Source organism: Streptomyces sp. NPDC002643, from assembly GCF_053592555.1.
In genome coordinates this window covers 59073-80398 of record NZ_JBSFVY010000027.1, presented here as the reverse complement: position 1 = coordinate 80398, position 21326 = coordinate 59073, and the positions used below count along the sequence as shown (strand labels likewise).

General features: G+C 68.7%; 19 protein-coding genes. 5 read left to right on the top strand and 14 right to left on the bottom strand.

What is annotated here, in order from left to right; genetic code table 11:
* Positions 1 to 160: 160 nt before the first annotated feature.
* The 8 genes from ACWD4G_RS33395 to ACWD4G_RS33360 all read right to left on the bottom strand — a co-directional run bounded on the left by ACWD4G_RS33395 (position 161) and on the right by ACWD4G_RS33360 (position 8779).
* A complete protein-coding gene (locus ACWD4G_RS33395) occupies positions 161 to 1360 on the bottom strand; it encodes a hypothetical protein (protein ID WP_451300129.1) in 1200 nt (399 codons plus the stop codon).
* A complete protein-coding gene (locus tag ACWD4G_RS33390; protein WP_451300127.1) occupies positions 1357 to 2175 on the bottom strand; it encodes a PP2C family serine/threonine-protein phosphatase in 819 nt (272 codons plus the stop codon). Before ACWD4G_RS33390 ends, ACWD4G_RS33395 begins: the two co-directional genes overlap by 4 nt.
* A gap of 1 nt (position 2176) precedes the next feature.
* Positions 2177 to 2938: a vWA domain-containing protein gene (locus ACWD4G_RS33385; RefSeq protein WP_451300125.1), complete on the bottom strand. Its 762-nt coding sequence runs from the start codon at positions 2936 to 2938 to the stop codon at positions 2177 to 2179.
* Between the two features lie 69 nt (positions 2939 to 3007).
* Entirely contained in the window at positions 3008 to 4249 is a 1242-nt protein-coding gene (locus tag ACWD4G_RS33380) for a hypothetical protein (RefSeq protein ID WP_451300123.1), read from the bottom strand.
* Positions 4250 to 4415: 166 nt separating this feature from the next.
* Complete coding sequence (locus ACWD4G_RS33375) at positions 4416 to 4700, bottom strand: hypothetical protein (RefSeq protein ID WP_451300121.1); 285 nt, start codon at positions 4698 to 4700, stop codon at positions 4416 to 4418.
* Between the two features lie 289 nt (positions 4701 to 4989).
* The gene (locus tag ACWD4G_RS33370) at positions 4990 to 5988 is read right to left on the bottom strand and encodes a serine/threonine-protein kinase (protein WP_451300119.1); all 999 of its coding nucleotides are present in this window, start codon (positions 5986 to 5988) and stop codon (positions 4990 to 4992) included.
* Positions 5989 to 6283: 295 nt separating this feature from the next.
* Complete coding sequence (locus ACWD4G_RS33365) at positions 6284 to 6676, bottom strand: hypothetical protein (protein ID WP_451300117.1); 393 nt, start codon at positions 6674 to 6676, stop codon at positions 6284 to 6286.
* Positions 6677 to 6952: 276 nt separating this feature from the next.
* The gene (locus ACWD4G_RS33360; protein ID WP_451300115.1) at positions 6953 to 8779 is read right to left on the bottom strand and encodes a phosphoenolpyruvate carboxykinase (GTP); all 1827 of its coding nucleotides are present in this window, start codon (positions 8777 to 8779) and stop codon (positions 6953 to 6955) included.
* A gap of 347 nt (positions 8780 to 9126) precedes the next feature.
* Here ACWD4G_RS33360 and trhA point away from each other — a divergent pair, with 347 nt between their 5' ends.
* The 5 genes from trhA to ACWD4G_RS33335 all read left to right on the top strand — a co-directional run bounded on the left by trhA (position 9127) and on the right by ACWD4G_RS33335 (position 13418).
* The gene (gene trhA / locus ACWD4G_RS33355) at positions 9127 to 9909 is read left to right on the top strand and encodes a PAQR family membrane homeostasis protein TrhA (RefSeq protein ID WP_451300113.1); all 783 of its coding nucleotides are present in this window, start codon (positions 9127 to 9129) and stop codon (positions 9907 to 9909) included.
* Between the two features lie 115 nt (positions 9910 to 10024).
* Positions 10025 to 11584: an MFS transporter gene (locus ACWD4G_RS33350; protein ID WP_451300111.1), complete on the top strand. Its 1560-nt coding sequence runs from the start codon at positions 10025 to 10027 to the stop codon at positions 11582 to 11584.
* A 5-nt stretch (positions 11585 to 11589) separates the two neighbouring features.
* Positions 11590 to 12237, top strand: a complete 648-nt coding sequence (locus ACWD4G_RS33345) for a TetR/AcrR family transcriptional regulator (protein ID WP_451300109.1) — start codon at positions 11590 to 11592, stop codon at positions 12235 to 12237.
* A 33-nt stretch (positions 12238 to 12270) separates the two neighbouring features.
* Positions 12271 to 13002: a Mut7-C RNAse domain-containing protein gene (locus tag ACWD4G_RS33340; RefSeq protein ID WP_451300232.1), complete on the top strand. Its 732-nt coding sequence runs from the start codon at positions 12271 to 12273 to the stop codon at positions 13000 to 13002.
* A gap of 47 nt (positions 13003 to 13049) precedes the next feature.
* The gene (locus tag ACWD4G_RS33335; RefSeq protein ID WP_451300107.1) at positions 13050 to 13418 is read left to right on the top strand and encodes a hypothetical protein; all 369 of its coding nucleotides are present in this window, start codon (positions 13050 to 13052) and stop codon (positions 13416 to 13418) included.
* Between the two features lie 79 nt (positions 13419 to 13497).
* On the opposite strand, the gene ACWD4G_RS33330 is transcribed toward ACWD4G_RS33335, so the two are convergent.
* From ACWD4G_RS33330 to ACWD4G_RS33305, 6 genes are all read right to left on the bottom strand, one after another.
* A complete protein-coding gene (locus ACWD4G_RS33330) occupies positions 13498 to 13881 on the bottom strand; it encodes a hypothetical protein (protein WP_451300105.1) in 384 nt (127 codons plus the stop codon).
* A gap of 23 nt (positions 13882 to 13904) precedes the next feature.
* Complete coding sequence (locus ACWD4G_RS33325; protein WP_451300103.1) at positions 13905 to 14177, bottom strand: hypothetical protein; 273 nt, start codon at positions 14175 to 14177, stop codon at positions 13905 to 13907.
* 128 nt (positions 14178 to 14305) lie between these two features.
* A complete protein-coding gene (locus ACWD4G_RS33320) occupies positions 14306 to 16693 on the bottom strand; it encodes a galactose oxidase-like domain-containing protein (protein WP_451300230.1) in 2388 nt (795 codons plus the stop codon).
* A 78-nt stretch (positions 16694 to 16771) separates the two neighbouring features.
* The gene (locus tag ACWD4G_RS33315; protein ID WP_451300101.1) at positions 16772 to 18124 is read right to left on the bottom strand and encodes a glycosyltransferase; all 1353 of its coding nucleotides are present in this window, start codon (positions 18122 to 18124) and stop codon (positions 16772 to 16774) included.
* Positions 18121 to 19791, bottom strand: coding sequence for an ArnT family glycosyltransferase (locus ACWD4G_RS33310; protein ID WP_451300099.1), 1671 nt, complete (start codon positions 19789 to 19791; stop codon positions 18121 to 18123). Before ACWD4G_RS33310 ends, ACWD4G_RS33315 begins: the two co-directional genes overlap by 4 nt.
* On the bottom strand, positions 19788 to 21092 hold the full coding sequence (locus ACWD4G_RS33305) for a glycosyltransferase (RefSeq protein ID WP_451300097.1): 1305 nt from the start codon (positions 21090 to 21092) through the stop codon (positions 19788 to 19790). The genes ACWD4G_RS33310 and ACWD4G_RS33305 overlap by 4 nt, the downstream gene beginning before the upstream one ends.
* Between the last annotated feature and the right edge of the window lie 234 nt (positions 21093 to 21326).

The following is a 21326-nucleotide window of genomic DNA, read 5'->3' as shown; positions in this document are numbered from 1 at the left end:
GGGGCTGGTCGCGCAGTTCCCCGCGCCCCTGAAAAAGCGGCCTGCGGCCGGCTTTTTCAACGGGCGCGGGGCTGTGACATTTGCGGCTCCGCCGCGTGGGCGCGAGCAACCCCCACCCACCCGCACCCGCCAACGCACCCAACCCCCCGAGCTCTCCCACTCACCCCACACTCGCCAGAATCGCAATCACCACAATCACCGCCACCACCACCGCCACCACCTTCAACGCGGCATACGCATCCTCGGCCGACGACGCCGCCGGCGACGCAGGCGGCTGTTGAAGCGGCTGCCCCGAAGGGGGCACCCCCGCCCCTCCCCCCGGCGGCCCGGGCCGGTTGAACACGTCATGCCCGGTCACCGCAGCCCTGGTGCACCAAGGACACGTAGGCAGGTGGGAACCAAACGCATGCAGCGGCCGCACCACGCACCCCCGCACCTGCCCCCGCTCCTTGTCCAGCGCCCGCAGCCACGCCTCGGCCTGCGGCCGGGCCCCGGGGTCCCGCACCCCGGGCCCGAACGCGGCCTTGGCCAGGGCGAGCAGTTCGGGCGGCAGCACGGACGGATCGACGGTGCCGCGCGGAATCGTGACGATCTCCGGCCGCACCACGTACGAGATGCTCGCGGCGATGTTGTCCTTGACGGTCGACTCGGAGGGGCTTTCGTTGGGGACGCCGCCGAAGGGATGGTTCCCGGCGGTGAGCAGCTGGTAGATGAGGACGGCGAGGGCGAAGTCGTCGCTCTGCCGGGTCGCGGGGCCGCCCGCCTGCCGCTCGGGGGACGAGTAGTCGGTGGTGTGCATCAGGCAGGGGAAGAGTTCACCGGTGACGGGGTCGGTGAAGGCGATGGAGTCGCAGTCGAGGAAGGTGACGAAGCCGTTGGCGTCGACGACGACGTTGCTGCTGGAGAAGTCGCCGATGACGAGGTTGTCGTAGTGCATACGGGCCGTCATGAACGCGAGGTTCCAGGCGACGCCGAGGAGGAACCGCCAGTCGGCCCGGTCGGGGAACAGCTTCAGCCGTTGCACCCGTGTGAACAGCCCGACGAGCTGCACATGCCGGGGTTCGCCGAAGCGGCGCATGGCGTATCCGATGAACCGCCCGTTCGCGTCGCGGGCGATCGCGGTCGGCCAGGCCAGCTCGGGCGGCTGGCTGGCGTCGGTGGGACGGGCGGCCAGCGGCGACATGGTGAGCATCCGCGTCAACCGCCGCTCCTGATCGTCCCCCGGCTCGTCCCGGTAGATCTTGACGACGATCCCCGAGTCCCCCTCCACGGGGAACACGGCCGCCTGCCCACCCCCCTTGAGCGGCGACTCCGCGAGCGTGACCGCCCTGCCGTCGAGGTAGACCGTGCGCCCGCTCATGGCCGTACGTCCGCGCCCGCACGATCCGTGCGCACCGCCCGCAGCAGGGTCTTGTCGTCGGCGTTCAGGGCCGTGAGGCGGTCCGAGCGGAGGAGGGCGGCCAGGTTGGTGTCCTGGGCGTCCTCGGGGGCGGTGTCCAGGGAGCGGAAGACGGCGTCGGCGAAGGAGGCGTTCGGGGACGGGGCCCCGCTCGCCGACCGGTTGACCATCGCCTGCGCCAGCCCGTCCGTCGACAGCAGCACCCCGTCCACCCCGTCGTCCACCACGCACTCGGTGTGGGTCCAGCGCGGCATGTCCGGCGAGGTCAGGAACACCGTCTCGTTGCTGTACTCGCTCGCCGCCGGGGCCTGCGGCAGCAGATGGAACTGCCGCTCCCCGTCCTCCGCCCCGGCCCGTACGACGACGAAGCCGTCCCCCACGCTGAGATGCCCCAGCCAGCCGGGCGCGAGCACCACCACGGTGAGCGTCGTCGCGTAGTCCTGCGCGTCCGGGCCGGTCCGCTCCAGGAACTCCTTGGTGACGTCGTGCAGGGTGTGCCGCAGCAGCTCGTGCACGGCCTCCCCTGGGCGTACCTCGACCGCCGCCCCGGCCGCCCGCGCGAAGTACTCGGCGGCGAGGTTCGCGGCGAGCTGCGAGCCCTCCTCCGAGCGCGGGCGGCTGCCGGCCCCGTCGGCGACGGCGAGCACGGCGACGGAGGAGGTGGTGGCGTAGGCACAGGCGTCCTGGCAGGGCAGATCCTGGCGGCGGTGCCGATAGCCCTCGACGCTCAGCCCGTGGATACGCCATGGCACGACGGTCGAGGGCGAGACGGTCAACTCACGCCTCCCAGGCCGGGCGTTGCGTCTTGAACTGGCTGAAGATCTTCTCGAACACCTCGTCGCCCGCCCCCTTCTGCTCGGCGCCCGCGCTGGCGGACATCATCTGGAGCAGTTCCCGGAAGGGAAAGCCCTGCAACCGCGCGTTGAACTTGGGTGCGAACGCCCGCAGCACCTGCTCGCCCATGTCCGTGATCCCGCCGACGCCGATGGCGTACAGCCGGAACCGCCGCGCCCGCTGTTCCTCGGCGAGCACCGGGATCAACCGCTGCCAGGATTCGGTGAGATGCCCGGTGGCGTCGGTCGGCAGCCCGTCCGTCACCAGGCAGATCTGCGGCCGGTAGTACTGCAGCCCCGAGGCCCGCAGCTCCGCCTTGCGCGCGGCGACGATGTGCATGGACAGCTCCAGGGCCTCCGTCATCAGCGTGACCCCGGCGGCGGTCAGCATCGGCGCCTGAAAGGCGTGCGCCGGGATGAACGGGCTCATCCGGGCCCTGGGGTCCAGCAGTTGGGGTCCTCGCCAGGCCCGCACCCCCTGCCCGCCGAAGGTGACGACCGCGACCTCCACGCTGTAGCTGAGGCTGACGTCGTCGTGCAGCTCACGGGTCCACTCGGCCAGCGCGTTGTTGAGCGTCTGTATCGGCGGGCCCGCCATCGAACTGGACGTGTCCAGACACAGCACCAGCGGCATCCGCTGAGCGTTGTTCTCGAACTCGATGTCGGCGTACTCCGCCGGCAGGGTGGGCGGATATTCGCTGTGCATGGTTCGTCCCCCTGGTGGTTCTTGTCGGTGCGGGTACGGCGGTTGTCGCGGAGCCGGAGGGCGGTGGCGTCATCGGGGTGTGCCCTTGGCGTGGCGTGCGGCGGTGGGCGGGAAGGCGTAGAGGACGTCGGAGTCCCGTTCGCGGGCCTTGGCGACGTCGACGAGTCCGCCGGGCGCCGGTGGCGGACGGTCGGGTTCGGCCCAGACGGCGCGGCGGAGCACCCGGTCGATCTCGACATAGCCCTGGGGGTGCAGTTCGGTGCGTACGACGGCGGTACGGGCCTGGGTCGGACGGCCGCCCACCTGCCGCCCGTGCCGTCGCGCGGACCCGAGCCGCAGCCGGGTGGTGGCCTCGTCCCCGTGGGGCGGCTTGGTGGCGCGGCCCATGGCGGAGCCGGTGGCCGGGCTCCCGCCGGCGCCGGTGGCAGGGCTCGTGACGGCGCCGGTGGCAGGGCTCGTGACGGTGTCCATGGCGGCGCCCGCGGCCGAGCCGGTGGCTGAGGCGATGGCCGAGGTGATGGCCGAGGCGTGGGCGGGTCCGCCGCCGTGCCGCCCGCCCCCGGCGCGATGTCCCACGGCGACGGGCCCCCTGGACCGCCGGATGACGATCACGAAGGCGAGCAGCAGGAGGGCGAGGAGCAGCGCCATGAAGAAGGCCGTCCAGGTGGTGCCGCTGTAGCCGGTGTCCTGGGTGCGGGCGGCGCCGACCGCGTCCTTGTCGTCGCGGCCCGCCCCGTGGTTGTCATCGGGCTGCCCGCTGGGCGGCGGGGAGCCGAGTGTCGGGGGCGGCGATACGGGAACGGCGTCGACGTGCGTGGAGAGGTCGGCGACCAGCCGCCTTCTGATCAGCTCACGTCCGTCCAGCGGCCCGGTCCGGCTGTCGCTCTCGACGATCAGGTTGCACAGTTCGGCGGGGACGCACACGCCGGCCGCGTCCAACTCGTCGACGGCCCACCGGGGTATGCGGTCGATCTTCGCCTCGGGGTGCACCATGCGGCCCCCTGCCAGCACCAGCAGAGCCGTGCCCCCGTCGCCCGTCCTGCCGTCCTCGGGTACCTCCACCACCAGCTGGTGCCGGCGCTTCTGGGCGTCCTTCCAGGTGGAGGCGTCTTTCCGCTGTTCCGGCCCGGCCAACGCCAGCGGATCGCGGAGCGTGACGACGTAGGGCTCGCCCTTGTCGAGGTTGCCGGCCCAGCACTCCAGCCAGGGCGCGAGCGGCCCCGCGCAGGGCCGCTCGGCCACAGCCGAGCCCGTGGGCATCCCGATCACCGACAATCCCACGAGTACGCCGAGGAAACCCAAACGCCTCATGGCACCCATCGCACCAACCCCCCGCGGCCTGAAAAGCACGCCCCCGCGCCCCCTGAAAAGCCCATCCAATAGTGGGGCAGGCAATGGGCCGGGGGAAGGGTTTGGTGAATTCCACCCCTGAACTTCCGGCGATTTCCGCTTGGTTGCGGATTCCCTTCGCCAACTTCTACAACTTGAACACCTGATGGCAACGACTGAACATTTGCCGTGCCCGATCCACCCATTCATTGGCCAAGGAATCGAAATCCGCCTGGGTGATCCGGCAGGTCAACGGCAGATCGCAGACCCCGGCGAGACAGGGACGCGGCCCGCGTACATCCCATACGGACAGCATGGGGTTCAGTTGTTCGGTATTCCAGGCGTTCGCCGCGGCGGCGGCCACGGCGAGTTGGTCGTGGCGGAGGAAATTCCCGTCCGTGGCGAAGGCCACCAGCAGTTTCTTGGTGGTCATGAATCTCACCGTGACCACCCGCCCCGCCTCATGGAGGTCGAATCGCAGGGAGACGGACACGGTGTCGTGATCGGTGTGGTAATTCCGTCGGGCCACCCAGTTCCGTACGAGCTGCCGCCAGTGCGTTCCGACGTCGTAGATCTCGGGAGCGCGCCCCGAGGGGGAGTCACGGCCTACGGAGGACTCCCGCCCCGAGGAGTCACGGCCGGGAACGGAATCCCGGCCGGGAACGGAGTCGCGGCCCGCGTAGGACTCGCGGCCGGCGTAGGAGTCCCACCCCGGGTACACGTCAGGCGCCGTCACGGATCACCGCCCCGGCGACCATGGCGTCGGTGAGCCCGGCGTCGAGCAGCGCCTGCGCGTGCAGCAACAGACAGGAGGGGACGGACTCACTGGTCCCCGTACGCCGCCGATACCGCTCCCGCAGCTCCTCGTACCGCACCTCGATGGTCCGCGCGACCTGGGGCGGCGGCCAGGCGGCGACGGTGGGAGCGGCGCTGTCCCCCATCAACTCCTCAAGGATCTCGGGGAGTCGGGGCCGTTCCTCGGCCCGTTTGGCCAGACAGCGCCCGATGACGTCCCGCAGTCCCGCCGGCACCCCCTCCAACCGCGGTATCCCCCGTATGACCTCCACTCGCACCCCTTCCCCGCTGCCATGCGGCGGCCGCCCGGTCAGCGCGAACACCAGAACCCCGCCCAGTGCGAACACATCACTGGCCGGTCCGACGACGCCCCCACGGATCTGCTCCGGCGACATGAACGAAGGCGTCCCGACGACGACCCCGACCCGGGTGAGCCCCGGTGCGCCATCGACCCGGGAGATCCCGAAATCAATCACCCGTGGCCCATCGCCCGCCAGCAGCACATTGGCGGGCTTGAGATCCCGATGGATGACATGAGCGGCGTGAATGGCCTGCAATGCCTCGACCAGCCCGGCCCCCAGCCGCCGCACCTGGTCCTCGGGCAACGGCCCGTCCGCCCGTACGGCTTCGGCGAGGGAGGGCCCGGGAACGTAGAGCGTGGCCAGCCACGGCAGTTCGGCCTCCGTATCGGCGTCCACCACGGCCGCCGTGTACGCCCCGCTCACCACCCGCGCGGCGGCGACCTCCCGGGCGAACCGTTCACGGAACTCCGGCTCGGCGGCGAGTTCGGGCCGGGCGACCTTGACGGCGACCTCCCGCCCGGCGGGCGAGCGCCCCAGATACACCCACCCCATCCCACCGGACCCGAGCCGCCCCACGATCCGATACGGCCCGATCCTCATGGGGTCGCTAACGGGAGTACGCACCCCACTCACCTCATTTCAGGCTTCGGCGCGAATACCCAGAGTGTCCCGTGTTTTCCCCTCCCCGGCAGTGTTTTCACCACGGTCGCCCCGGTCGCCCCGGTCACCCCGGTCGTCCTGAGCCAGATCCATGGGCGAGAGGACGAGGGCGCCAGGCTTTTCGGCGTGAGAAAGCGATCACGCCCCTGATCCGCCGTCATGGCGCGGATCAGGGGCGTGTGTTCGCAGATCAGGAGCGTGTGTCCGTGGCAGGCCCTTGGCGCCGGAGCATCGGGCCCGTGCCGAAGCGGCTCGGCGCCTAGAAATTCACATGCGGGGTGTACTCGACGTCGCCATCGGTGTCCATCCACCATCCGAAAGCGTGGTGGCGGAAGTTCTTGGGGCAGGTCACCCGCTGGGACTTCCACCAGCTACGGGCCTTGATCGGGGTCTTCTTGACGATGACGGCATGCTGGCCGTCACCCACACAGGTAATGCCGAACTGGCCCTTGATGGCCTTCTTGTTGAAGTTTCCGATCTTGATCTTGACGTATTTGCCCTTGTCCACCGCGATGCACCGCTTGACCTTCGGGGCCTTGGTGCTCGAACCGGAGCAGTACGACTTCGGCGCCGCACTCGCACTGGGCGCCATGGCTCCCAGCAATGACGCCGCGATGGCGGCTGAGACGACGACGCCTACCGACTTCCTCATGATGCTTCTCCCCGTTTGTGCTGTTCGTTCACCGTCACGGCTTTCTACGTTCGCGACCGCAACGCTGCAATGATCATGCCAGACGGGGAGATGACAGTGAAATCCGCGGCCGGTCGAGGAGATGTCGCTGGTCAGGGCAACCCATAGACGACCGGCCGCGGAGCGGGAGGGGGCCTGAGCCCCGGTGAGGCGTGAGCCCCGGGTGAGGCGTGAGCCCCGGGTGGGGTGGGCTTGGCGGGCTTCAGCCCGAGGTGGCGCACCCCTGGCGCGTGGGGGTCAGCCCAGGCGCTCCACCAGTGCCCGGTACTCGTCCCACAGTTCCTTCGGTGTGTGGTCACCGAAGGTGTTGAGGTGGTCGGGGACCAGCGCGGCCTCCTCGCGCCAGACCTCCTTGTCGACGGTGAGGAGGAAGTCCAGGTCGTCGGCGGAGAGTTCGAGGCCTTCGGTGTCCAGGGCGTCCGCCGTCGGCAGGATGCCGATCGGGGTCTCGACGCCCTCGGCCCTGCCGTCCAGCCGGTCCACGATCCACTTCAGTACGCGGCTGTTCTCACCGAAGCCCGGCCAGACGAACTTGCCCTCGTCGTTCTTCCGGAACCAGTTGACGTAGTAGATCTTCGGCAGCTTCGCCTGGTCCCTGCCCTTGGCGACCTCGACCCAGTGCCCCATGTAGTCGCCCATGTTGTAGCCGCAGAACGGCAGCATGGCGAAGGGGTCGCGGCGCAGCTCGCCGACCTTGCCCTCGGCGGCGGCGGTCTTCTCCGAGGCCACGTTGGCGCCCAGGAACACCCCGTGGTTCCAGTCGAAGGACTCCGTCACCAGCGGCACCGCGGTGGCCCGGCGCCCGCCGAAGAGGATCGCCGAGATCGGGACGCCCTTCGGGTCCTCCCACTCGGGCGCGATGATCGGGCACTGCGAGGCGGGGACGGTGAAGCGGGCGTTCGGGTGGGCGGCGGGAACGTCGGCGGACGGCGTCCAGTCGTTGCCCTTCCAGTCGGTCAGATGGGCCGGGGTCTCCTCCGTCATGCCCTCCCACCAGATGTCCCCGTCGTCCGTCAACGCGACGTTCGTGAAGACGGAGTTGCCCCACAGCGTCTTCATCGCGTTGGCGTTGGTGTGCTCACCCGTGCCGGGCGCGACGCCGAAGAATCCGGCCTCGGGGTTGATGGCGTAGAGCCGCCCGTCCTCGCCGAAGCGCATCCACGCGATGTCGTCACCGATGGTCTCGACGGTCCAGCCGGAGATCGTGGGCTCCAGCATCGCGAGGTTCGTCTTGCCGCACGCGGACGGGAAGGCCGCCGCCACGTACTTCGACTCACCCTGCGGCGGCGTCAGTTTGAGGATCAGCATGTGCTCGGCCAGCCAGCCCTCGTCCCGCGCCATCACGGAGGCGATGCGCAGGGCGTAGCACTTCTTGCCGAGCAGCGCGTTTCCGCCGTACCCGGAGCCGTACGACCAGATCTCGCGGCTCTCGGGGAAGTGGGAGATGTACTTGGTCTGGTTGCAGGGCCAGGGGACATCCGCCTCGCCGGCCTCCAGGGGCGCCCCCACACTGTGCACGGCCTTGACGAAGAAGCCGTCGTCGCCGAGTTCGTCGAGCACGGGCTGGCCCATACGGGTCATGGTGCGCATGGAGACGGCGACATAGGCGGAGTCGGTGATCTCCACACCGATCGCGGAGAGCTCCGAGCCGAGCGGGCCCATGCAGAACGGGACGACATACATGGTCCGGCCGCGCATGGAGCCGCGGAAGACGCCCTTCTCACCGGCGAAGACCTCACGCATCTCGGCGGGGTCCATCCAGTGGTTCGTCGGCCCTGCGTCCTCTTCCTTCTCGGAGCAGATGAACGTCCGGTCCTCGACCCGCGCGACATCGGTCGGGTCGGAGGCGGCGTAGTACGAGTTCGGGCGTTTGATGGGGTCGAGTTTCCGGAAGGTGCCCTTCTCGACGAGCTCCCCGCACAGGCGCTCGTACTCGGCCTCGGAGCCGTCACACCAGACCACGTTGTCCGGCTGGGTCAGTTCGGCGATCTCGTTCACCCACTCGACGAGTTCTCGGTGGGTGGTGGGGACGACTGAGGGGGGAGCCGCGATGTCGCGCGCCACGATTGCTCCTAAATGAGGGATTTTTTATGGGAGGCCCCGTGGGGGCTGCGGCCCGGATGCTTCATCGGTGGGTCCCCGGCGGGTGACCTTGGCGCTCATCCGGTGCCGACCGCACTCATTTGATCATCCGACGGGAGTGCTCATATGTCCAGAGGGCTTCACACGTGAGCACCGTGAGCATCGCCACTCATTAACCTCCCCAGGAGAGGTTTCCCGACCGCATCTGGAGGCTTTCTGGCATCACCGGCTGCCGGATCGGGGCCCAGCGTGAGACGATGGCCACTTCCGGCTACTTGAACGGGCCTCTCCGATCCGTAACTTACGGTTCCGTAGGTACGATGCCGGGCATGACAGCGTCCGCCCCCGACGCGCCTCCGGACACGCCGGCCGACGGCCGGGACTCCCGAGCGCCCTCCCTGCCACACCAGCTCGCCCACCAGATCGGTCAGCAGGCCCACCAGATCGGCCAGCAGATCGGCCAGGCCATCTCGGAGCCGATCAAGCCCAAGCTCAGAGGCTGGCTGCATCTCGGCATGTTCCCGGCCGTGCTGATCGCGGGCCTGGTCCTCACCGCCCTCGCGGACTCGGTGCGCGGACGCGTCGCCTGCGGGATATACGTCCTGACCGCCTGCCTGCTGTTCGGTGTCAGCGCGCTGTACCACCGGGGCAACTGGAGCCCGCGCATGGACGGCATCCTGCGCCGTCTGGATCACGCCAATATCTTCCTGATCATCGCGGGTACGTACACGCCGCTGACCCTTCTGCTCCTGCCCGGAGCCAAGGGCCAGTGGCTGCTGTGGGGCATCTGGGCGGCGGCCCTCGCCGGCATCGTCTTCCGCGTCTTCTGGGTCGGCGCCCCTCGCTGGCTCTACACCCCCTGCTATATCGCGATGGGCTGGGCGGCCGTCTTCTTCCTCCCCGACTTCATGCGCACCGGCGGCATCGCCGTCCTGGTACTGGTGATCGTCGGCGGTGTCCTCTACAGCGCGGGCGGAGTCATCTACGGCCTCAAGCGCCCCGACCCGTCACCGAGGTGGTTCGGCTTCCACGAGGTCTTCCACTCGTTCACGCTGGCGGCGTTCGTCGTCCACTACGTGGGGATCTCGCTGGTGGCGTACCAGCACGGTTGACCCCGGCACACCCTCCGCTCCCAGGGCCACGGCTTACGAGCCGTGGCCCTTTCGCATACCCTCTCCCCAGAGGGGCATTTGACAGTAACTACATTTTGAGAGCTACTCTCATTTCATGGCAACTGTCGAAACTGTCAGTCCCTCTCCCGCGCACCCCCGCCGCTGGTGGGCCCTGGGCGCCCTGGTCGCGAGCATGCTCACGCTCGGCTTCGACACGACGATCCTCAACGTGGCACTCCCGACGATGGCCGCCGACCTGGGCGCGAGCACAGGTGAACAACAGTGGATGGCGGACGCGTACGTCATCGTCTTCGCGGCGCTGATGCTCCCCGCGGGCCTGCTCGGCGACCGCTTCGGCCGCCGCCGGATGCTGATCACGGGCCTGGGCGTCTTCCTCGCCGGCTCCCTGCTCGGAGCCCTGGCCGGCGATGTGAACACGGTGATCGCCGCACGAGCGGCCATGGGCATCGGCGCCGCCCTGATCACCCCCCTCGCGCTCTCCGTCCTCCCCTCCCTCTTCACCCCCGACGAGCGCGCCAAGGCCGTCGGCATCGTCTCGGCGGCCTCCGCCCTCGGCCTTCCGCTGGGCCCGATCCTCGGCGGCTGGCTCCTGAACCACTTCTGGTGGGGCTCGGTCTTCCTGATCAACGTCCCCATGGCCGCGATCGGCATCGCCGCCTGCGCGTTCCTCCTCCCGGAGACGAAGGACCCGGCGTCCCCGAAGGTCGACACCATCTCCACGGCGCTCACCGTGACGGGCCTGGGCGCCCTGATCTACGCGATCATCGAGGCCCCCGTACGAGGCTGGACCGACCCCCTGATCCTGGCCGCACTCGGAGCCGCCGTCCTCTTGATCGCCGCACTGGTGCTGAGGGAACGACGGTCGGCCCGCCCCATGCTGGACCTGACCCTGCTGGCCCACCGGGGCTTCCTCCTCAACACCCTGGCCGCGACGCTGGTGATGTTCGTCCTCTCCGGCCTGCTGTTCGTGCTCCCGCCGTACCTCCAGGCGGTCCTCGGCCACGACGCCCTCGGCACCGGCGTACGGCTGCTGCCGATGATGGGCGGCCTCCTGGTCGCCTCCCGTACGGCCCCGGCGCTCGTCGTACGTTTCGGCGCGCGAGCCACGGTGAGTGCGGGCCTGGTGGTGCTGGCCTTCGCCGCGCTCCTCGGCAGCCGTACGACGACCGACTCGGGCTACGGCTACACCGCGCTGTGGCTCTCCCTCACCGGCCTGGCCTTCGGCCTCTCCCTCATCCCCGCGATGAACAACGCCCTCGGCACGCTCCCCGGGGACCGCGCGGGCAGCGGGTCGGGCCTGCTGATGACCCTGCGCCAGGTGGGCGGCGCGATCGGCATCGCCCTGCTCGGCAGCCTGCTGGCCGGCACCTTCAAGGACCGCCTCGACATCACCGGCCTGCCGTCGAAGGCCGCCGAAACGGCCGGGGACTCGGTGGTGGCGGCGCATATGGTCGCCGCACGGACGGGCTCGGCCGATCTGGCGGCCTCCGCGAACAACGCGTACGTCCACGGAATGGGCGTGGTGCTGCTGGTATGCGGTGTGGCGGCCCTAGCCTCCGCACTCCTGGCGGCCTCCTTCCTCCCCCACACACCCGCTCCACAGAACCCCTCACCCCCGGACATGGCTGCCGAGCAAGCCGATGCCCGACAATGACCACCATGACCCCCGCACGCACCACTCCCCCCACCGACCGTCCCCAGCTGGGACTTCGTGAACGGAAGAAGATCAAAACCAGGACGGCGATCCGCGACGCGACCTACGGCCTCATCCGCGAACAGGGCTACGACGCCACCACGATCGAGCAGATCGCCGAGCGCGCCGAGGTCTCGCCGTCCACGGTCTTCCGCTACTTCCCGACGAAGGAGGACATCGTCCTCACGGACGAGTACGACCCGATCCTGCTGGACGAACTGCGCAAGCGGCCGGCGGACGAGCCGTGGATGGAGTCGTTGCGGTACGTCATGCGGCTGGCCATCGGAGCCGGTCTGGAGGAGGAACCCGAGATCGTCCGCCTCCGCGCCCATCTCCTGGTCCAGGTCCCGGCGGTACGGTCCCGCATGCTGGAGAGCATGTCGGTCACCGGCCGCATGCTCGCCGACGCGGTAGCCGACCGCACCGGCCTGGAACGGGACAGCCTGGAGGCGAGGGTCTACACGATGTCCCTGATGGGCGGCCTCTCGGAGATCACCCTCTACTGGGCCGAGAACGACTACAAGGACGACCTCCGGGACCTCATGGACCGCACGCTGGACGTCATAGAACACGGCCTGCCGGCAGCAACGGGCCGGGCCGCGAAAAACCCCTGAGGCGGGACCATGACCGCATGGCATCCTGACCAGGTGAACGGTCCGGAGATCCACGTCGAAGTAGCCCCCGAACTGGCCCTGTTCGTCCCCCACGGCCGCCGAGGCCCCGCCACCGCCCTGGCCGTGGACGGCGTCTCCACGCTCGGTCATGTGGTGGAGTCCCTGGGCGTCCCACTGACGGAAGTCGGCGCACTGGTAGTGGACGGCGACGAGGTCCCGGTGTCACACATCCCGAAGGCCGGAGAGTCGGTGACCGTACGCCCGGTCGCCCGCCCCCAACACATCCCCGGCGCCCCCCTCCGCTTCCTCCTGGACGTCCACCTGGGCACCCTCGCCCGCCGCCTACGCCTCCTGGGCGTGGACACGGCCTACGAGTCGACGGACATCGGCGACCCGGCACTGGCGGCCCGCTCGGCCGCCGAACGCCGGGTGATGCTGAGCCGGGACAGAGGCCTCCTACGAAGGCGGGAGCTCTGGGCAGGCGCATACGTCTACAGCACAAAGCCGGACGCCCAACTCCAAGACATCCTGGCCCGCTTCGCCCCGGAGCTGCACCCCTGGACCCGCTGCACAGCCTGCAACGGCACACTGCGCCCGGCGACGAAGGAAGAGGTGGCCGACCGTTTGCAGGACGGCACCCACCGCTCGTACGACGTCTTCGCCCAGTGCGAGGCCTGCGGCAGGGCGTACTGGAAGGGCGCGCACCACGAACAGCTGGAGGCGATCGTGAGGGACGCGCTGAGCACACGTACTCAGACGGGTTGAGTACACCACCCCATCCCGGACCCGATGGCAGGCCGTTGAATCGTGGCATGGCCACCACACCCGATACCGCGAACTCTCCGCACCTGGTGGACACTCCGCAGTCGTCCCCCTCGAACCACGACCGCACCATCAACCTCTGGTCGGGCCTGGGCCTGATCCTCCTCCTCCCGATGTCCCTCGGCTCCTGGCTCCTCCGCCTCTCCACAGCAGGGGGCAGCCGCTGCCTGACCTACGGCGAGGGCTGCTCCACGATCCCCGGCGGCCTACCCAACGGCTTCTTCTGGGCCTCCATCGCATCCGGCCTGCTGGTGGCCGCATGGCCCCGTACGCGGTGGACATCCGGCAGGTACTGGGCCGTGGCAGTGCAGTGGGCTGCTCAGATCGTGCTGTGCGGGCTGATCGCCGGCGGGGCTTGAGGTCAACGGGGCCGACGATACCTGCGCGCACTCGGGCCCCCCGGGGGGGCGCAAGTTCTGCGCTTGTGGTGCGCGTGGACTACGCCGCTGGATCAGACCGCGTCATCAGGTCAGTCAGCTCAGCGTCGGTGGCCTCCGGCTGAAGGCGAACGGCGAAGGTATGGCCCTCATCGCAGAACACCACGTCAAGGTGTGCCGGCGCGAGTCTGCGGAACACAACCGCGAGCCAGGCGGCGTCCTCCTGCCAGACGTCCAGGTACAGGCAGGTACCGTCCACGTGCAGGTATGCCTCGCCTGGACCGTTCGCCGCCTCGCAGGACCAACTGAAGCTCTGCGCCTCGCTCCGGAGTGTCGAGTCGATCTCGGCAGCTACCCATCGACCCCGTATCGCCGTTGTCAGCGCCTCAGCGTCGACCCGCCACCCGCCCGCCTCGCTGTCGGTCAGTACCAAGAACTGCGTCATAGCGACTCCCCCCGCCCGATGCGTCACGTCGCCGAGTTGATGAGGCAGAGCAGTGCCCCGACGCCGAGCAGCACGAGGCCGGTGCCGCCCATGAGGAGCACGACAGGCCGTTCCTTGAAGAAGGCCCGATGTGAATTGGTCACGTATTCATAGAACTTGTAGACCACTTGCCCGTCGACGCCGTGGTGCTTCAGGTTCCGCATGAGGCGGTAGTCCACGAAATTGCCCGACTGGGCCACCAGGGCAAAGCACCCGAACATCATGAGGACAAGGCCCAGGGCCATAGGAAAGGACACGACACCCCCACCGTTCCCACCCGTGTGAGGCCGCACCGTAGATCACCAACTGCTGGCCCCTTGGCCGGGCGGGCCGACCACGCCCGGCCGGACGGGAGAAACCTCGCCGGCGCTTCAGTGACGGCGCGTCATCGACGTCTGACGTCCCCCTTCCCGCAAGCCACCCCATCCCCATCCGGGTCCAGCTTCAGCGGATCGTCCTTGCCGTTGACCTTCAAGCGCCCATAGTTGTTCTCCTTCAGCCACTCGCAGCGCGACGACGTCGTCTTCCTGACCTCCGCCGGGAAGGTCGTCGGGACGCAGACATTGGCGGAGCCGTAGTGGCGGTCGCAGCCGGAGAGCGTGGGGCTGACCCTCTGGGAAGTCCTCTTCTTGCCTGGTCCCGTTACCTTGCCCTTCGGGGTGTCCGCGAAGTCGTGGATGTGGGCCGAGGGGGCCTCGCCGGAGGCTTCCGCCAGGGCTGTCGGGCCTTGCAGGTGGACCCATTCCGCCACCGACGGGATACCGTTCGCGTCGACCGCGAAGAGCATGTACCAGCCCGGTGGGGCGAGGTTCGGGTTGCTCGTCACGTTCAGGTCGACGTTGTTGCCGTCCACCGATAGGGGGAGGTCGACAAACCTCTGGTTCGGGTCTGAGGAGTGCGTGACCGCCGCCGGGCGGATCAGTTCCGCCTTCGCGATCGGGCGGTCCACCGTGATGCGTTGGGTGTCTCCGTAGACCCATTCCCTGTCGATCACCGAGGTGATGGCCGGGCGGTCGCCCTTCAGCAGGTACGGGGGTGTGTAGATCGAGACGTTGTGGTTCCAGGAGCCGTTGCCCGGGTTGTCGCCCGTCGCCATGACGCGGCCGTCCGGCAGCAGGAATGCCGACGAGTGGTAGCCGCGGGCCTCCGGGTCCACCGCCACCTGGTCGAACGTCTCCGTCGCCGGGTCGTAGATCGACGTCTCGAAGACCGGGTTCGCCCGGTTGTGCAGGGCTCCGCCCGTTTCCAGGACCTTGCCGTCCGGGAGGAGTACCGCCGAGACGTACATCTTGCCCTGGTCGCCCGTTTGGGGGACCTTTCCGGCGCCCAGGTCCACCGTGCCCTGGGGGATCGGGGGGCCCGCCACGTACGTGGGGTTCGCGGCCTTCAGGTCGATGATGTCCGTCAGGCGGTTCGCCTCGGGGTTCGAGTCGATGTTGCCGCCGCCCAAGGTGAGGACCTTTTGGTCCTGGGCGGGGGGCAGCAGCACGCTCGCCGACTGGTCGCGTTCGTCCTTGTTCTGGAGGCCGGGGACGGATGTCACCGTGTTCGCGCCGTAGTCGTAGATCGCCGAGCCCGTCCCCGGGATGTTGTTGCCGAAGACATGGCTGCCCGAGTAGAAGAGGCGGCCGTCCTGCATCAGGATCATCGACGGGTACAGGCCCCAGTACGACCAGGTCTGGTTGACCTTCCAGAGTTCGAGCCACTTCTGCTCGGCGTCCGACCACAGTTCAGCCGTGACAGAGCCTGTGGAGTCCTCTCTGAGGCCGCCGAACGAGATGACGTCGCCGTTGCCGAGGATCGTCGCCGACGGGTACCAATGGCCGTCGTTCATGTCGTTTGTCTTTGTGTACGTCTCCGTCGCCGGGTCGAATATGTACGAGTCCTTGTAGCCCTCGTAGCCGTGCGAACCGTCCGCCGCCGGGTACGCCTTGTTGCCGCTCATGACCAGGACCCGGCCGTCGTCCAACTGCACGTGGCCCGCGCAGAACATGTCATCCGGGGTCGGGATCTGCTTGTACGTGCCCGTCTGAGGGTTGTACACCGCGCTCGTGAACGTACCCGCCTCGAACATCTCCTCGCTGTTGCCGGAGCCGGCGATCAGCAGGACCTTGCCGTTGTTGAGGACGACGGAGTGCATGGAGCGGACCGGGTTCTGGGTGGGCAGGACCTCCCAGCGGCCGTCGCGGCACTCCTCCACCGTGCCCGTGCAGTCGGGCTCGGGGACGGGGTCGGCGACCTGTTCCATCGTGTAGTCGTCGGTCGTGACCGCGCCCGTGCCGTAGACCGAGGCGCCCCAGCTGATCCGGTCCGTGCCGGCCGGGACCTCGGGGGTGCGGACCGTGGCCTGGGTCCAACTCCCGGCCATTTCCAGGGTTTTCAGGTCCGTCCAGTACTGCCAGCCCGCCGTGGTGTCATGGCGGAAGAGCGTGATGGACACGTCCGGGGTCGTCGACTTGTACCAGAGGCCCAGGTCGTACTGCTTGCCGACCGAGACGGGCGGGGCGCAGGTCGCCGACTCCGTGATCAGGGCCTTTCGGTCACCGTCCACCCGGCGCGTCAGTTCCACCTTCATCGCCTTCGAGCCCGAGTGGGCGTCCGCGACCGTGGAGAAGGTGAAGTCGTTGTCGCCCCAGCCCGACTTCTCCCAGCAGTACGGCATGTCGTCCGTACCGGCGGTTTCGAAGCCGGGGTTCTGGACGAGGTTGGCGGCGGAGGCGGGTTGAGGGGTGATCAGGAGGAGGCCGGAGGCCAGGGCGGCCACGGCCAGCATCGCCGTTCTACGTCTGGGTCTGATGCGGAAATTCCAACGGTTGTGCACTTGAATCTCCTTGCTGTGCGGCTCCCTCTGCTACGAGCTCGGAGGGTTTGGGCTGTTTGACGAGTGCGGGTGTGTGGGGGCTGGTCGCGCCCACGCGGCGGAGCCGCAAATGTCACTGCCCCGCGCCCCTGAAGGGGCGCTCACGCGGCCCCCTTCGCCGCGCTCCCCGCCGCCAGGTTTTTTGCGCGGCAGATACACCAGCGCCTCCGTCCCCACGAAGCGCAGGACGAACGTCGTCACCAACGCCAGCGCGGTCGCGGGCAGCGCCCCCATCCCGAACTGGGCGACGAACAGGGCGATCAGGGGGATACGAAGGACCAGGTCGGCGTTGGCCAGAAGCGCGAACCGGCCGATGCGGTCCCACCCCTTCCTGTGCTTGCGTCGCTCGCGGAAGCACAGGTGCTCGATCAGGAAGAAGTTCCAGAGAACCCCGAGTTGGTTGGCGAGGATCTCCGCCGGGACGTAGTGCATGCCGAAGGCGTGGGTCAGCGCCCATAGGCCCGCCAGGTTCGGGATGAAGCCCGTGACTCCGATCAGGCCGAAGACGATCATCCGGGCCAGGGGGGACGCCGTACGGAGGCCCACCAGGTGGCGTAGGAACCTCAGGCCCTCCTGCGCCGTCGACTTCGACTCGCCCGCGTACCTGTCCTGGAAGACGAACGGCACCTCCGTGACCTCGCGCGGGCGGCTGCGCACCGCCAGCTCCAGGAGGATCTTGTAGCCGAGGGGCTGGAGGATCTCCGCCGTGACCGCGCTGCGGCGGATCGCGAAGAAGCCGCTCATGGGGTCGCTAATGCCGTGCAGGCGGCGGGGGAACAGGGACTTCGTCAGCCAGGTCGCGCCTCGGGACACCGCCACGCGGTAACTGCCCGCCAGGCCGGCCCTGCTGCCGCCCTTGATGTAACGGGACGCCACCACCAGGCCCGCCCTCGACCGCTCTCCCGTCGCCACCAACTCCGGTACCAGGGACGGGGGATGCTGCAGATCGCCGTCCATGACGACGATCCAGTCCGAAGCGGCCGCCTTCATGCCCTCCACCACCGCGCCGCCCAGGCCGCCCACCGGCTTGTCGCGGTGCAGGACCGTCACCGGGAACGGGCAGTCCTGCGCGGCCTTGTCGATCACCTCGGGGGTGTCGTCGGTGGAGTCGTCCACGAAGACCACCTCGCACGGCAGCCGCGACGGCACCGTCTCCGTGATCTGGTGCAGCAACTCCCATACGTTCGCGGACTCGTTGAAGGTGGGTACGACGATGGTGACGGCCCCGGGCTCGGGCACCTCCGCTCCTCGCACGGCCGGATCACCCAACTCCTCGCGAGCGGTGGACTCGTAACTGCCGTGACTGCCGTGACTGCCTCGACTCCCATGGCTGCCGCTGCTCATCGGTCGCCTCCCGCGGCCTGGTTCTGGCCCTGGTCCTGGATCTTCCGGATCTCGATCCGGTCCTCTCCGGTGCCGAACGCGGCCACCGGCGTCGAGTGCTCCATCGCCGCCCTCACGTTGGGCAGATCAACCGCGTCACGCCGTACCGTCGGGGAGGCGACGACGTAGTCGAGGTCGCGCCAGCCGCGTGGCATCGTCTTGGTCACCGCGGGGTCGAGGTCGGCCTTGTAGAACCAGATGACGCCGAGCCCGGGCTCGTACCCCTCGTGGACGAGGTCGAGCCAGATGGAGTCCTCGACGAGGACGCGGGTGTCACCGGGGTTGTCGATCTCGGAGCCGAGCCAGCGGACGGCTTCCTCGTAGGGGGCGTTGGCGTCGAAGGTCACCGCGGTGTGGTTGCCGTCGTACCAGCGGGGGACGACATACGCGGCCGACGCGGCGACGAGGGCGGTGGCTACGGCGTACCTCGCCCAGGTCAGCGGCCGTTTCTCCGCTCTGCCGCGGCCGCGGCGCAGGACCGCGTGGGCGATGCTCGCGGTGCCGCCGGCGAGGACGAGCGCGAGGAACGGCAGGGCCTGGATGACGTACATCGCGGGGAGGTAGCCGGGGCGCAGGGCCATGACGGCGAGGATCGCCACGGCGAGTGCGGGGCCGGCGAGGGCGCGGGCCGTCACCGACCAGCGCCAGGTGAGCAGCAGGAGCAGGGCGCCCGCGAGGCCGCCCAGGGGCAGTACGCGGTCGTAGTACAGCCAGGACTGGAGGACACCGTACGAGCCGGTGCCCTCGGTGAGGATGAAGCCTGAGCCGGGGCGGCTCATCTGGTAGACGATGCCGTCCCACAGGGACACATGGCCGGCGCCCGGCAGCAACTCGCCCTTGAGCAGGGCGAAGAGCGGGTACGAGACGCCGACGAGGACGCAGGCCGTGACCGCGCCGGTGATGGCGAACTTCCTGGTGTCCCGGTGGCTGTGGCGCCACATGGTGAGGAGGACGGCCGGGAGGACGAGGAGCATCGTCTCCTTGGTGAGGACGGCCGTGGCGGCGGCGAGGCCCGCGCCGAAGTGGTGCCAGAGGTGACGGCTGGGTGAGGCGGCGAGGCAGAAGGCCAGCAGGGTCCACATCACCGCGAGGTTGTCGAGGAAGATCTCGCGCTGGAGGACCACCGACAGCGGGGAGAGGCCGAAGAGGGCCATGCCGAGGCCGGCGGCCCAGCGGGGCAGGGAGAGACGGCGGCCGAGGACGTAGACCAGGACGGCGCTGATCGCGCTGATGACGAGCATCACCGCGCGCATCGAGCCGACGGTCATCGACTCGGGCGCCAGCTGGGCGGGAATCCAGGTCAGTACGGCGATCTGAATCCAGCCGAGGGGCGGGTGGTCGTACCAGTAGGTGTAGTGGGCGAGGCCTCTGCCCTCCTGGACGGCCCAGGCCTGGGCGAGGTAGGTGCCCTCGTCGTCGCTGAGGGTGGGGTAGTCGGCGATGTTCCAGCCCTGGACGACGAGGATCGCCACAAGGAGGACACCGCAGAGGATCAGATCGGGTCGGGAGCTTCGGAGCCGCCTCGGCGGCATGGCTGTTCGACTGGTCGAACCGGTTTTGGGCGCAGCTGTCCGCTGCGCGGGGACCTTGACTTGGGTCTTGGTCGCCGCGGGAAGTGTGGAGGTCACGCGGGAACGTCCTCTCGGTCCACGTTCGCGTGTACGCCGGCGCTCGCGCTCGCGCTGGTGCTCGCGTTCGCGAGATGTGCGCCGACGTGGCTGGTCAACTCCCAGTCGTTGCGGCCGCGTTGCTCGCGCCACACTGCGCGGACGGCCGCGAGGGCAAGGAGGAGCTGGTAGAAGGGGCCGCCCACGATGAGTTTGACGTAGTGGACGGACCGCACGCGCAGGCCGTACTGCTTGCCGAAGTCATGCAGTCCGACCAGCTCGAACACGAAGGTGACGAGGGCGGTGACGGCCGGCAGGAAGGTGATGAACGCGACGCCGACGGGCACGTCCAGAAAGAGCGCGATGGCCACGTTCAGCGGGATGATCACGCCGGAGACGGCCTGGAGGTACGGCGTCATCAGTGTGTAGCGGGCGAGCAACCGCTGCCGGAATCCGCGCAGTTGCTTCCAGTCGCGCTTGCGGTAGACCTGGAGGAAGCCCTGGTTCCAGCGGGTGCGCTGCTTCATCAGCGACATCAGGCTGCCGGGGGTCTCCTCCTTGGTCACCATGTCGGAGTCGTAGGCGACGACGACTTTCTTGCCGACGCTGGAGAGCCGTACGCCCAGGTCGCAGTCCTCGGCGAGGCAGTGGGGGTCCCAGCCCTCGGCTTCGCGCAGCACCCTCGTCCGTACGAAGACGGTGTTGCCGCCGAGCGGGATGAACCCCTTCTGCGCGTGCAGATGCAGCCGGGAGCGGAACCAGAAGAAGTACTCCAGGCAGTTGCGCAGGCTGTACCAGCTGGAGTGGAAGTTGATGAGCTGTACGCCGCCCTGGACGACGTCGGCGCCGGTGGTGCGGAAGGCGTGGTCGACGTGGGACAGCAGTTCGGGATGGACCTGGTCCTCGGCGTCGAAGACCCCGACGACATCGCCGCGGCAGTGCGGCAGCGCCGTGTTCATGGCCTTCGGTTTGTTCTTCTTCTCATGGGTGTCGACGACGACGCGGACGCGCGGGTCGCGCCGGGCGGCCTGCTCGGCCACCTCGGTGGTCTCGGGGTCGTCGTGCCCCACGATCACGATGATCTCGAAGTCGTCGTGGGACGACTCCAGCAGTCGTTGGATGGTGTGGTCGAGCACGGCCTGTTCATGCCGTGCGGGAAGTAAGAGCGAGAACGACACATGATCGTCCCCGTCCGGTCTGCTGAATCGGGTGGAAGCCAGCACTTCGGGCGTTCGCCACGCGTGCATCTGCCACCAGAGCGTGAAGGCCGCCATCCCGAACAAGGCCAGCGAGACGACAGCGATGAAGACGGACGTCAACAAGAAGATCCCCCCAGATCCCCTGGATCTCACAGATTCCCGGACCTGAGATCCCTATCCCTTCCCTCAGATCCGGCTACCCCCTGTCACGACAGGCGTCACCCCATGACAAACGCGACACACCGCTGACGGTGTGTCACTCCTGTCGCTACACAGTGGAGAGGCTAAGGGGAAACTGTGAATTCCGCGCCCTCTTCCGATAAATAGAGTGTTTCCGATCGAGGGCACGTGTAAGCG